This is a genomic window from Rhodococcus sp. NyZ502, assembly GCF_041464245.1.
Taxonomy (GTDB): Bacteria; Actinomycetota; Actinomycetes; order Mycobacteriales; family Mycobacteriaceae; genus Rhodococcus_F; species Rhodococcus_F qingshengii.
The window spans coordinates 3077650-3091036 of record NZ_CP167155.1 but is presented as its reverse complement, the minus strand read 5'-3'; the positions used below and the strand labels follow the sequence as shown (position 1 = coordinate 3091036).

Genomic DNA, 13387 nt, shown 5'->3' with positions numbered 1-13387 from the left:
CATGTCAGCTGTACCAAGCCCGCAACAATTGAACACTTACAGGAGTTCGCATGGTCAATTTGATCCAGATCGCCCCGAAGAATGCCCCGACGTTCGCGATGAGCCGACAGAAGGCCGCAGAACTGCTGGGCATCTCGGTCGACAGCGTCGCGTTTCTCCTCAAGTCTCGCTATCTCCCGGATCTGGACGCCGGTCGGTTGATCAAGATGGCCAACCAGCCCTGGTTGTACTCGGACGGCGACTTTCCCGTCCTTCAGCAGGGCGCATCCGAACTTGCCCCCAAGAAGATGCTGCCCGCACGTAAGTACATCGGCGAGAGCGCAATTCACTCCGATGCCGAATGCGTGGAGGCCAACCAGGGGCAGTGGGCGGGATTCAACGTCGACCATGTGCTCGGCGCCCGCTTCCTGCCTGTGACGCTGCGCAAGTTTCCGGTGTCGGTGCTGCAGATCCACGACGTCAACGACGACGACGAAGAACGCGTCTCGTTTGTCGCGACCCTCGCCGGGCGAGTCCGCGAACTGGGCGCGCCCGAACTCAACTACATCGACCCGTCACTGAGCCCCGAGGATCGACAGATCGTCGAGACGCTTCTCACCTCGCGCAGCACGTCCACCGTTCCCGGGCCCTGCGGAAAGCTCAAGCATCCGAACACCTGAGCGTCGGACGGTCAGCGGGGACGCTGAACGGCCGCGCAGCAATTGACTGCACACGAGAGACCGTTGGTGGTCGAGCCGAGCAGCGGCTCGACCCCCAGTCGCAGTGGCTGCTCGGCCTCGGCCAGTTCCCGAACGAGCGTGGGCACCAGCTGCGCGAAACGCTGATCGCGGCCGGGCGTTGCTGCCCGAACGAAATTCATCCCGAGTTCGGCTGCCTTGTCCTTGGCCTCGGTGTCCAGGTCCCACACCACTTCGAGGTGATCGGAGACGAAACCGACGGGGCACACGATCACGGCGCGAACATCCTTGGCGGACAACGTATCCAGGTGATCACAGATGTCGGGGTCCAGCCACGGAACCTGCGGCGGGCCTGATCGCGACTGCCACACCAGATCGAAATCCTCGACGCCGACGGCCTCGGCAACCAACTTCGCGGCCTCGGCGACCTGTCGACTGTAGAGGTTTCCGCCCTCTGCCGGCGGCCCTGCATTGCGGTCTGCGGCACTCGGTACCGAATGCGCGGTGAACACCAGGCGCGCAGTATCGCGAGTCGCTTCGGGCAACTCTGCGCGGGCCGCGCGCACACCGTCGGCGAACGCGCCGACGACCAGCGGATGGTCGTAGTACTGGCGAAGTTTTGTCAGCGTCGGTGCGCCGTCACCGACCGCCTCACGGGCACGGGCGATGTCCTCGTGGTACTGCCGACATCCGGAGTAACCACCCCACGCCGACGTGGCGAACACGGCGGCGTTGCGGACACCGTCCTCGCGCATCTTGGCAACGGTGTCTTCGACCATCGGGTGCCAGTTGCGGTTGCCGAAGTACACGGGCAAATCCACGCCGGCTGCTGCCAGCTCACCTTCGACCCGTTCGATCAGGTCTCGGTTGAGCGCGTTGATGGGCGAAACTCCACCGAAATGCATGTAGTGCTCGACGACAGCGTCGAGCCGCTCCGGTGGCACTCCCCTACCGCGCGTGACGTTTTCGAGGAACGGCCGTACGTCTTCGGGTTTTTCGGGACCGCCGAACGACAAAACGAGAAGAGCATCGAACTGCATGTCCATACTTACGGTCATGAGTTCAATCTTGCGCGATGCCGTTCGGCGGGAGTCACCCGGGTACTCACCTGCGTAGTAGAAGGGGTGCTACTAGCCGACCATCGCGTGGAAGCCGCCGTCGACGTAGATGATCGACGCGGTCGTGCCGGGCAACCAATCCGAGAGAACGGTGCAGACCGTTTTGGCGACCGGCTCGCGATCGTCGACGTCCCAGCCGATGGGCGCAGCACCGTCCCATGCGGTGTTCAGCTTGTCCAACTCCGCGCCCGGACCGGTGCTGTCACCGGCAATGGCCTTGGCGGCCAAGGTCTTGATCGGGCCGGAGGACACCAGGTTCGAGCGGATGCCGCGGACGCCGACCTCTTTGGCCACGTACCGATTGACGGCCTCGAGGGTCGCCTTGGAGACACCCATCCAGTTGTAGAACGGCATCGCGCGCGCCGGATCGAAGTCCATACCGACGATGGACGCGTTGTCGTTGAGCACCGGCAGCAAGGCCTTGGCCAGTGCGCTGTACGAGTAGGCGGACACCTCGAGTGCGACCGCCACGTCTTCCCACGGCGCGTCCATGAACGGGCTTCCCAGGCAGGAGCGGGGAGCGAAGCCGATCGAGTGGACGACGCCGTCGATACCCTCGGGAGCCAGCTCGCGCACACGCTCGGCGAGAGAGGCGAGATCCTCCGAGCTCTGGACGTTGAGCGAGATTGCCGGCGGCACGGGCTGCGGCAGGCGCTGGGCGATGCGGTCGATGAGGCGCAGACGATCGAATCCGGTGATCAGTACCTTCGCGCCCTGCTCCTGCGCGACCTTGGCCACGTGGAACGCGATCGACGAATCGGTGATGATGCCGGTGACAAGAATGGTCTTACCCTCGAGCAAGCCGCCCATGAGATGTCCTCCTGATTTCAGACGTACGAGAAAGGTGTGTGTACGAAAAGCGGGTCAGTGCCCCATGCCGAGTCCACCGTCGACGGGGATGACCGCACCCGAGACGTAGGCCGAATCGTCGGAGGCGAGGAAACTGACAACTGCTGCAACATCTTCCGGCTTTCCGGTCCGCTGCAACGGGATGAACTCGGTGGCCTTGTCCTTGACGTCGTCGCCCAGTGCTGCCGTCATGTCGGTCTCGATGAACCCTGGTGCGACGACGTTGGCGGTGATCGAACGTGAGCCGAGTTCCCTTGTCAGGGAACGAGCGATACCGACGATGCCTGCTTTGGACGCGGCGTAGTTGACCTGGCCGGCTTGTCCTGCCAGACCCACCACAGAGCCGAGGAAGATGAACCGTCCGAAACGCGCGCGCAGCATCGACCGGGTCGCACGCTTCGAGAGGCGGAACGTACCGGTGAGGTTCGCGTCGACGACGCTCGTGAACTGCTCTTCGCTCATTCGCATGATCAGTGTGTCGTCGGTGACGCCGGCATTGGCGACGATGACCTCGACCGGCCCCTGGTGCGCTTCGACCTCTTTGAACGCACGGTCGATCGACTCGGTGTCGGTGACGTCGCACACGACGCCGAACAACCCTTCGGGGACACCGGAACCGCGGTGCGTGACGGCTACCTTGTGGCCGTCTGCGGCGAGCCGCTGAGCGACGGCCAAGCCGATTCCGCGGTTACCGCCGGTGACGAGCACCGAGCGAGGTGTGGTGACGGTCCGTTCGGAAACCACTGTCGTGGGAGGGGTAGACATGGCGATCAACCTATCAATTCTCTGCGGGCCGCGTACCAGCGGTATTTGGACAATTCGGAACTGCTCTCGATCAGGGCAGACGCTGCCTGCGTACCAGGGCAATCGTCAGACCAGCGGTCGCGAACACGACGCCGAGGACCAACCACGGTCGACTCGCGTCTCCTCGTGTCGTCTCGAAACCGATCTGCTCTTCGAGCGTGTCGTACACCTGGCGCAGTTCTTCGAGGCTCGATGCCGTGAAGAAACTTCCGCCGGAAAGGTTGGCGATCTCCTTCAATGACGCGTCGTCGACCGGGACGGGGATTCGGTCTCCTTCGATCTCGACTCGCCCGTATGTCGTTCCGAAGGAAATGGTCGAGATCGGAACGCCCTTGTCCTTGGCCTGACGGGCAGCGGTGAATCCGCCCCGCGGATCGTCCGAGTTTTCGGGAACGGTCTGCTTACCGTCGGACAGCAACACGATGCGCGCCGGTGGCGCCTGATCGCTGCCGCCGAGAACAGCCGACAGCGTGTCGATCGACTGCAACGAGGTGAAGATCGCTTCGCCCGTCGCCGTTCGCTCACTGAGCTTGAGGTTGTCGATGGCGACCTTCGTCGCGTCACGATTCGTGGTGGGCGACACCAGAACCGAAGCGGTCCCGGCAAATGCGACCAACCCGAGGTTGATGCCGGGAGTCAGACCGTCGGCGAACGACTTGGCAGCTTCCTGCGCTGCTGCCAATCGCGTCGGCTCGACGTCGGTGGCCTGCATCGACAGCGACACGTCGATCACGAGGATCACCGTGGCACGGTTTCGCGGGACCTTCTTGTCTGCCGTCGGACCGGCAAGGGCGACGGTGAAGAACACCAATGCGACGACCATCAGAATCGCTGGAATATGACGCCACCGCCCGGGCCGCGAAGGCGCGACCTTCTCCAGTAGCGCGAAGTTCGTGAACCGAAGTGTGTGCTTGGCCCGCTGCTTCTGCACGAGTACGTAACCGACCACCAACGCGGCGATGACAGCGAGGAACAGCAGCCACCACGGTGCGGTGAATTGAGAAAGACTCACGAACGAACGCCCCCAGTTCCGGCGCCGGCACCATAACTGTGTCGGCGTGCCGAGATGAATCTCACGACGTCGGCAATCCAGTCCCGATCGGTGTGCAGGGACATGAGCGGTGCGCCGCAACGACGTAGAGCTTGCCTGACCTCGACGCGGTGCTCGGCGGCGACTCTGGCGAAGTCGGCGCGCAATTGCGGCGTCGTGGTGAATTCTCTGGTCCGGCCGGACTCGGGATCGTGGAGCACCACGTCGCCCACGTCGGGCAGTTCGAGGTCTCGCGGATCGACCACTTCGACACCGAGCACGTCGTGCCGTCCTGAAATGGCGCGCAGCGAGCGTTCCCAGTCGATCGGTCCGAGGAAGTCACTGATGACCACCGCCAGTCCGCGCCGACGCTGTGGGCGTCTGAGCGCTTCGATCGCGCCGACCAGATCACCGCGTACCCCGTCCGGCGCGTGCGGAGTCGTCGCGATCTTGCGGAGCATCGCCTGTGCGTGAATTCGCCCACCGCGGGCCGGAATTCGAGTTGTCTGTGCGCCGGTCGAGATGATGGCGCCGACGCGGTTACCGCCCGAACTGGTCAGGTGAGTGATCGCCGCGGCTGCGGCGACGACCAGGTCGCGCTTCTCGCATCCGGCGGTCCCGAAGTCGAGACTTGCGGACAAGTCGATGACGAGCCACGTCTCGAGCTCACGATCTGCGACCGACTGACGCACGTGTGGGTGCGTCGTCCGTGCGGTGACGGACCAGTCCATCTGCCGCACGTCGTCGCCCGGCTGATACTCGCGGGCATCTCCCGGCTCCGAACCCGGACCGGGAATCAGGCCGAGATGATCGCCGTGCAGCACACCGTCGAGGCGACGGCGAACCGTCAGCTCGAGGGTGCGCAGCGCAGCGGTGAGTTTGGGGTCGCTGAGCTCGCCGGATCGGAACGACGGCGGAGAACCGGTGGATCCGGCGGGTGTCGCCTGGCCACCGTCGCGGCCTTCGGTCACTGCGGGCGACTCATCGTCTCAGCGGTCGCGATCGGCGCGCCGTTGCCCTGCGGATTAGCTGTGCCCGGTGCGTTGAACTGCGGTGCTTGCGGTGCGCCCTGCTGGGGCGGTCCGGGAACGGTAGGAACCGGCCGCGCGGCGATCTGCGGCAGTCCGACGGTCTGCAGCACCCGGGCGATGACGGCGTCGGGAGTCACCTCGTCGGCCATGGCGTCGTAGGAAAGAACGAGACGGTGACGCAACACGTCCGGGATCACCTCGATGACGTCCTGCGGCACTACGTAGTCGCGCCCGCGGACGAGAGCGAGGGCCCGCGACGCGGCGATGATGCCGAGCGTCGCGCGGGGTGAGGCGCCGTACGCGATCCAGCCGGCGACGTCCTCGAGTCCGACCTCACGCGGCGTACGCGTGGCGGCGATGACCCGGACAACGTAATCGACGAGCGCGTGGTGAACGAAGACGTTGCTGGCGACGCGTTGGAGCCTGACCAACTCCTCCGGACCGAGGATCTGGTGCGGCTCCGGCGCTGCCACGCCCATCCGGTAGACGATTTCGCGTTCTTCCTCCACTGTCGGGTAATCGACGAGGATCTTGAACAGGAAGCGGTCGCGCTGCGCTTCGGGGAGCGGGTAGACGCCCTCGTTCTCGATGGGGTTCTGCGTCGCCATCACCAGGAACGGATCGGGCATGTGGTACCGCTTGCCACCGATCGAGACGTGGCGTTCTGCCATCACCTCGAGGAGCGCGGACTGCACCTTGGCCGGGGCACGGTTGATCTCGTCGGCCAACACGAAGTTGGCGACGACGGGTCCGAGTTCGGTGTCGAACTCCTCGCGGCCCTGACGGTAGATGCGCGTGCCGATCAGGTCGGTGGGCACCAGGTCCGGGGTGAACTGGACGCGGGAGAACGAACCGCCGACGACCTTCGCGAAAGTCTCGACGGCCAGCGTCTTGGCGACACCGGGTACGCCTTCGAGGAGGACGTGCCCCTTGGCGAGAAGTCCGACGAGAATGCGCTCGACAAGCCGGTCCTGCCCGACGATGACTCGCTTGACCTCGTAAATCGCTCGTTCCAAGGTCTGAACGTCGGCTGCCAGGGAAGGTGCTGCTCCGTCCGCACTTCCACTCGCCTTGCTTACGTCGACCGTTCCGACCGAATCTTCACGTGAGGTCACCAAGAATCCATCGCTTTCACCTAGAAAAGTACCGACAGTAACGTGTTCCCCGTCAACTATTCCAGGTAGTTGCGCTCGATGCCGTAACACCACGTCGGGAACTTGATACTTCCCTGACAATGCGGGTGTCAGCGGCATTTCCTCTGACGGTCAGGACACCAGACGGACGGCGTACGGCGTCATTCCGCCCCACCGAACCGGTGAGACCATGACACTCGAACCGGATTGTGGTGCCTCGAGCATCTGACCGTTACCGAGGTAGAGCGCCACGTGTTGGCTGGCGTTGGGGCCGTAGAAGATCATGTCGCCGCGCTTCATCTCCGAAGACGGAACCTGCGTGCCTGCGGTGTACTGATAGCCGGTGTAGTGCGGCAGCGAGATCCCGATGCCGGCAAAGGCATAAATCATCAAGCCGGAGCAGTCGAACCCGACCTTGTTGAAGTCGCCGTAACTGTCAGCGACGCCGCCGTCACGGATGCCTCGCGTCGGTCCGTTCTCGTCGCCGCCGCCCCAGGCATACTGCACGCCTAGCTGAGACATTCCGCGGTCGATGACGGATTCGATTGCAGCGCTTCCGGTGACGGAAGGCTTCGGAGTGGTGGGTTTCGGCGTCGTCGGCTTCGGGGTGGCGGGCTTAGGCGTCGTGACCGTTTCCTCGTCGGTGCCGGTCTCTTCGTCCGTGCCTGTTTCCTCGTCGGTCCCTGTTTCTTCGTCAGTCCAGGTGTCGTCGTCGTCCGGGATGACGGTCGGAGTCGGGTCTTCGACCGCGGTGTGCGGACGCTGGGCCGCTGCCAGTGCGGCAGCTCGATCCTTGGCTGCCTGGTCGGCTGCGGCACGGGCGGCGGCCTGAGCGGCCGCTTCCTTGGCAGCGGCTTCGAGAGCCTTCTGATGAGCTTCCTCGGCACGGCGCTGTTCGTCCCAGGTCGCGTATGCCTGGCGTTGACCCTGCAAGCCGGCGACGGCGTTGCGGGCGGCGTCGAGCTGAGCCTGGGCAGAGTTGCGCTCGGCTTCGATCGCGGCCTTCTTGGCTACCTGCTGATCGAGAGCGTTGCGCGCGATCTGAATCGCCTGCTCCGCCAGATCCTTTAGCTGCGCGGCGACCTCGGCGGCGGCATCGGCCTGCTGCTTGGCCTGGCGGGTCGCGGAATCCTTGTTCGCCTGCTCGGTACGTGCTCGCTGGAGACCGTCGAGCACTGCACTCTGCGTATTGGCGAGAAGCTTGAGGACCTGCGCGCGGTCGAGAACGTCGCCAGGACCCTTGGCGTCGAGGAACGACGAGATCGACGCAGTATTGGTGCCCTTGACGTAGCTCGAGCGTGCGTACTTGTCGAAGTCCGTCTGAGCGACCTCGATCTGCGCCGACGCGTCCTTCAGAGCTTGTTTCGTGACTCCGACGGCCTGCGCTGCGGAGTCTGCGGCGCCGCGAGCGTTCTGCAGATCCACGAGAGTCTTGTTGACGTCTTCACGCTTGATCGCAACTTCGTTGTCGAGTGCCGACAACTGTTCGTTTGCCGATGCGACTTGATTGATGAGCGCGCTGACGGTGCCGACGCTCGACGAGACCTGCGAATCTGCCGCGGCGATATCCGAGTCACTCGGATTCGGCGGCGGTGGCGGTACGGCCGAGGACATGGCCGGCGTCCCGACGATCAGGGATCCGACGACGCCGAATCCGATGACCAGTTGCGCCAGGCGCATCGATTTACGGGAAGGACCACGACGGGACTCGCCGCCACGTGTTACTTGCCTCACAAATAACTCTCCCTCGCGTGTAACGCCACGGCCCGCTGGGTCGCCGATCCGTGCGGGGAGGGAATGCGCAGACCAAGCACCGGTCGCCCACAGCCCGAGAGCTGCTCGTCGACCTGGACGTGCCGTACGAACGCCACCGTCGACACCTCGAGAACGAGGCAACCGACAAGTACGCGTCGAACAACATCAGCCTGTCTGCGACACTTCTTCCCCAAAAAGTGCCAGTTGTACCGTACGACACTCAAGCGCTCTTTGGAAACTTTAGCCACAAATAACACAAACGGTATTTGAGCTGGTCGAATGGCATGCAGGCACCAAAAAGGGCAGGTACTCACCGCAAACAGCAGTGAGTACCTGTTTTCGACGAGTTACTGAAAATCTCGCACAAGGACCAAGGTCAGACGGAATCGGCCCGGTGGTCGGATGGTGCTGGTGTTTCCGAAGTCGAGGCGATATGTCTGGTTTGCGCGTTTTCTGGCTCTCGCCGCCACTTGACGGCAAAGGTAATTCCGGCAATAACCGCCACCACTGCGATGACAAGGACCGTGTAAAGCGTCCACGGCGGACCTGGCGCCACGATCTCGTGCGAGAAGCGGTCCGCGGTCACGCTTGCGCTTTCGCCGAAAGATCGGTCCTGTGCAGTTTCGAGCTGCACTCGACTGATCGAATCGCTGTAGCTACCCATCCAGTCAGGGCTCAGAACGAGAACCGTTCCGCCTTCTGTTTTGCCGACCGTCGTGGCCAGGTCTCGAAGATCGGACGGCCGGCCCGGATTTGCGTCGACTACTACGACGCTCAAGTCGACACCACGTTCACGAGCGTCGGTCACCACCGCGGTCAGCCCCGCAACATCATCCGCGGGGGCGGAGACGCCGTCCGTCGAAATGTCCGCGAGCACGTCGTCGAGATCGACGTCCGACGGAACAGCGACGTGCAACGGGGACTTCACGTGCACAGGCGCAAAAGCGTGATTTGTAGGAGCAGACATCTCTCATCCGGGTGCTGTTCGGATTCCGTCCACCGCTGAGATGCGGGGAGTTCTTCCGAGGTCGTTTTTCGGCGGCCGACCCGCGACGGGCCTGCATGCACCCTACTTCAGGTCGACTGCCACCAGGCGTCACACACAACCGCCGCGCGTGCCGCCCGAGCGGTAGCTGTGGGTGCGGTCACCCAGCCAAGCCTGCGTTGCGCAGGCCCGCAGTCTGCATGAAGATTGTTTCGGTCAACTTGCCCTGAATTCTCACAGGACAAGCGTACTGTTAGACTTGGACCAAGAGGTACCACCGGTCAGGACAGGTTCTACTGCAGCTCCGATGTTCGGACAGTTCTCACGCGAACTGTGCGATTGGCGTGAGCTACGGAGGATCTTCCCGGCCGAAGTACCTCGCTTCAGCTGCCGACACAGCCCCGTCGGTAGCGACCCTCATAGACGAGTGGAGCAGACGTGAGCACCAGTATCGATTCATTCGGAGCCAAGGGAACCCTCGAGGTCGGTGAGAACTCTTACGAGATCTTCCGCCTCTCGGCCGTCCCCGGCACCGAGAAATTGCCCTATTCCTTGAAGGTTCTCGCCGAGAACCTTCTCCGCACCGAAGACGGCGCCAACATCACCGCGGATCACATCCGCGCAATCGCAAGCTGGGATCCCTCAGCCGAGCCGAGCATCGAAATCCAGTTCACGCCTGCCCGCGTGATCATGCAGGACTTCACCGGCGTTCCTTGCATCGTCGACCTCGCCACCATGCGTGAGGCCGTCACCACCCTCGGTGGCGACCCGAACAAGGTCAACCCGCTCTCCCCCGCCGACATGGTCATCGACCACTCGGTCATCCTCGACGTCTTCGGCCAGGCCGACGCACTCGAGCGCAACGTCGACCTCGAATACGAGCGCAACGGCGAGCGTTACCAGTTCCTCCGTTGGGGCCAGGGCGCATTCGACGACTTCAAGGTCGTCCCCCCGGGAATGGGCATCGTTCACCAGGTCAACATCGAGTACCTGGCACCCACCGTCATGTCGCGTAACGGACAGGCATACCCCGACACCTGTGTCGGCACCGACTCGCACACCACGATGGTCAACGGCCTCGGCGTGCTCGGCTGGGGCGTCGGCGGCATCGAGGCCGAGGCAGCAATGCTCGGCCAGCCCGTCTCCATGCTGATCCCCCGCGTCGTCGGCTTCAAGCTCTCCGGTGAGATCAAGCCCGGCGTCACCGCAACCGACGTCGTGCTCACCGCCACCGAGATGCTCCGTAAGCACGGCGTCGTCGGCAAGTTCGTCGAGTTCTACGGCAACGGTGTTGCCGAGGTTCCGCTCGCGAACCGCGCGACGCTGGGCAACATGAGCCCCGAATTCGGTTCCACCGCAGCGATCTTCCCGATCGACGCCGAGACCATCGAATACCTGCGCCTCACCGGCCGCAGCGACGAGCAGCTCGCTCTCGTCGAGGCGTACGCCAAGGAACAGGGCCTGTGGCACAACCCCGACAAGGAACCCGTCTTCTCGGAGTACATCGAGCTGGATCTGGGAACCGTTGTTCCCTCGATCGCCGGCCCGAAGCGCCCGCAGGACCGAATCCTGTTGTCGGAGTCCAAGACTGCGTTCCGCAAGGACATCCACAACTACGTGGAAGAGAACCACCCGACCGAGCACACCCAGCTCGACGAGGCCGTCGAAGAGTCCTTCCCGGCTTCCGATCCCGCGGTTCTGTCGTTTGCCGACGACGGAGCGGTCGACGTTCTCTCTGCTGCCAACGGTGCAGAAGGCCGTCCGAGCAAGCCGGTCGTCGTCAAGTCCGACGCCGGTGAGTTCGTTCTCGACCACGGCGCCGTCGTCGTTGCAGGTATCACCTCCTGCACCAACACGTCCAACCCGTCGGTCATGCTCGGTGCTGCACTGCTCGCACGCAACGCCGTCGAGAAGGGCCTCGCCACCAAGCCGTGGGTCAAGACCAACATGGCTCCCGGTTCGCAGGTCGTCACCGATTACTACGAGAAGGCCGGCCTGTGGCCGTACCTCGAGAAGCTCGGTTACTACCTCGGCGGTTACGGCTGCACCACGTGCATCGGTAACACCGGACCGCTGCCCGAGGCAGTCTCGAAGGCCATCAACGACAACGACCTCTCGGTCACCGCGGTGCTCTCGGGTAACCGTAACTTCGAGGGACGTATCTCCCCCGACGTCAAGATGAACTACCTGGCTTCCCCGCCGCTCGTGATTGCCTACGGCCTCGCCGGAACCATGGACTTCGACTTCGAGACCGATTCGCTCGGTAACGACACCGACGGAAACCCCGTCTACCTCAAGGACATCTGGCCGTCCACGCAGGAAATCGAAGAGACGATCAAGTCCTCGATCGACCAGGACATGTTCCGCAAGTCGTACGCAACCATCTTTGCGGGCGACAGCCGCTGGCAGAACCTCGAAACCCCGAAGGGTGACACCTTCGAGTGGGACGAGAACTCCACCTACGTGCGGAAGCCACCTTACTTCGACGGCATGACGATGGATCCGGCTCCGGTCAAGGACATCAAGGGCGCTCGCGTCCTCGCACTGCTCGGCGACTCGGTCACCACCGACCACATCAGCCCGGCAGGTCCGATCAAGGTCGGCACCCCCGCTGCGCAGTACCTCGACTCCCATGGCGTCGAGCGTGCGGATTACAACTCGCTCGGCTCGCGTCGCGGTAACCACGAGGTCATGATTCGCGGAACGTTCGCGAACATCCGTCTGCGCAACCAGCTCCTCGACGACGTCTCGGGTGGTTACACCCGCGACTTCACGCAGGAAGGCGCACCGCAGGCATTCATCTACGACGCGTCGCAGAACTACCAGGCAGCCGGCATCCCGCTGGTCGTCCTGGGCGGCAAGGAGTACGGCTCCGGATCCTCGCGTGACTGGGCAGCCAAGGGCACGAGCCTGCTCGGCGTCAAGGCCGTCATCACCGAGTCGTTCGAGCGCATCCACCGCTCCAACCTGATCGGCATGGGCGTTGTCCCGCTGCAGTTCCCGGTCGGCGAGTCCGCAGGTTCGCTCAAGCTCGACGGCACCGAGACCTTCGACATCGAAGGTGTCGAGAAGCTCAACGAGGGCGTCACCCCGAAGACCATGAAGGTCACGGCGACGCGCGAGAACGGCGAGAAGGTCGTGTTCGACGCAGTCGTACGCATCGATACCCCCGGCGAAGCGGATTACTACCGCAACGGCGGCATCCTGCAGTACGTGCTTCGCAACATGATCCGCGGCTAGTAGGCACTACGTGCCTGTGAGCACTTTCGGCCCCTGACGGGTCACAAAGCGCTCACGACCACTTTCGCCGGAAGGCGAACCAGGTTTCATCGGTGGTCGTGAGCGCTTTGTGCACTGAGTCGACATTCAGCGCCTACGGCCGAAAGTGTTCACAGGCAACCCGACAAAGGAGGGATGCCCGTGCCCAAGGTCAGTGAAGACCATCTCGCGGCACGGCGCAGTCAGATCCTTGACGGCGCCCGCCGCTGCTTTGCGGAATACGGCTACGACGGCGCCACAGTTCGCCGTCTCGAAGAAGTCACCGGTTTGTCCCGCGGAGCGATCTTCCATCACTTCAAGGACAAGGACGGCCTGTTCCTCGCTCTCGCAAGCGAGGATGCGAGCCGGATGGCAGATGTCGTCGCCGAAGAGGGCCTCGTCCAGGTCATGCGGGACATGCTCGCGCAGCCCGACCAATTCGATTGGCTGGGAACGCGACTGGAGATAGCGCGTCGACTGCGCAACGACGCCGATTTCCGCGAGAAGTGGTCGCAGCGCTCCGTAGAACTGACGGAAGCGACCAGTGCGCGTCTCGCCAGACAGAAATCGGCAGGCAGACTCCGTGACGACGTCCCCACCGAAATTCTGATCGGGTATCTGGATCTGGTGATGGACGGCCTGGTCGCGAGAATCGCCTCCGGCCACGGCGTCGACAACCTGTCAGCGGTTCTCGATCTGGTCGAGGAATCGGTGCGGCGGAGAGATTGAGGGGCTTCGCCCCTGTGC

At 63.5% G+C, this 13387-nt stretch carries 11 protein-coding genes; 3 read left to right on the top strand and 8 right to left on the bottom strand.

All coding sequences use genetic code 11. From position 1 onward, the window contains the following. The first annotated feature begins 50 nt into the window (after positions 1 to 50). Positions 51 to 659 carry a transcriptional regulator gene (locus tag ACBG85_RS14440; RefSeq protein WP_007727873.1) on the top strand — a complete coding sequence of 203 codons (609 nt, stop codon included), beginning with the start codon at positions 51 to 53 and terminating at the stop codon, positions 657 to 659. Positions 660 to 670: 11 nt separating this feature from the next. Here the strand turns inward: ACBG85_RS14440 and ACBG85_RS14435 are convergent, their stop codons facing one another. From ACBG85_RS14435 to ACBG85_RS14400, 8 genes are all read right to left on the bottom strand, one after another. Further along, positions 671 to 1723, bottom strand: a complete 1053-nt coding sequence (locus ACBG85_RS14435) for a ferrochelatase (protein WP_063316406.1) — start codon at positions 1721 to 1723, stop codon at positions 671 to 673. Between the two features lie 84 nt (positions 1724 to 1807). Further along, the gene (gene inhA / locus ACBG85_RS14430; RefSeq protein ID WP_003944803.1) at positions 1808 to 2605 is read right to left on the bottom strand and encodes an NADH-dependent enoyl-ACP reductase InhA; all 798 of its coding nucleotides are present in this window, start codon (positions 2603 to 2605) and stop codon (positions 1808 to 1810) included. A 54-nt stretch (positions 2606 to 2659) separates the two neighbouring features. Further along, complete coding sequence (fabG1, locus tag ACBG85_RS14425; RefSeq protein ID WP_007727875.1) at positions 2660 to 3409, bottom strand: 3-oxoacyl-ACP reductase FabG1; 750 nt, start codon at positions 3407 to 3409, stop codon at positions 2660 to 2662. Positions 3410 to 3479: 70 nt separating this feature from the next. Further along, positions 3480 to 4460 carry a VWA domain-containing protein gene (locus ACBG85_RS14420; protein WP_019748426.1) on the bottom strand — a complete coding sequence of 327 codons (981 nt, stop codon included), beginning with the start codon at positions 4458 to 4460 and terminating at the stop codon, positions 3480 to 3482. After that, entirely contained in the window at positions 4457 to 5449 is a 993-nt protein-coding gene (locus ACBG85_RS14415) for a DUF58 domain-containing protein (RefSeq protein WP_003944991.1), read from the bottom strand. Before ACBG85_RS14415 ends, ACBG85_RS14420 begins: the two co-directional genes overlap by 4 nt. Then, positions 5446 to 6624, bottom strand: coding sequence for a MoxR family ATPase (locus ACBG85_RS14410; protein ID WP_007727877.1), 1179 nt, complete (start codon positions 6622 to 6624; stop codon positions 5446 to 5448). The genes ACBG85_RS14415 and ACBG85_RS14410 overlap by 4 nt, the downstream gene beginning before the upstream one ends. A 150-nt stretch (positions 6625 to 6774) precedes the next feature. Continuing rightward, a complete protein-coding gene (locus tag ACBG85_RS14405; protein ID WP_372027813.1) occupies positions 6775 to 8322 on the bottom strand; it encodes an NlpC/P60 family protein in 1548 nt (515 codons plus the stop codon). 451 nt (positions 8323 to 8773) lie between these two features. Beyond that, positions 8774 to 9364, bottom strand: a complete 591-nt coding sequence (locus tag ACBG85_RS14400) for a DUF6676 family protein (protein ID WP_021332993.1) — start codon at positions 9362 to 9364, stop codon at positions 8774 to 8776. Between the two features lie 456 nt (positions 9365 to 9820). Between ACBG85_RS14400 and acnA the strand changes: the two genes are divergently transcribed. Together acnA and ACBG85_RS14390 are read left to right on the top strand one after the other, a co-directional pair. Next, complete coding sequence (acnA, locus tag ACBG85_RS14395) at positions 9821 to 12622, top strand: aconitate hydratase AcnA (protein ID WP_007727883.1); 2802 nt, start codon at positions 9821 to 9823, stop codon at positions 12620 to 12622. A gap of 180 nt (positions 12623 to 12802) precedes the next feature. Further along, positions 12803 to 13369, top strand: a complete 567-nt coding sequence (locus ACBG85_RS14390) for a TetR/AcrR family transcriptional regulator (protein ID WP_003944970.1) — start codon at positions 12803 to 12805, stop codon at positions 13367 to 13369. The last annotated feature ends 18 nt before the right edge of the window (positions 13370 to 13387 follow it).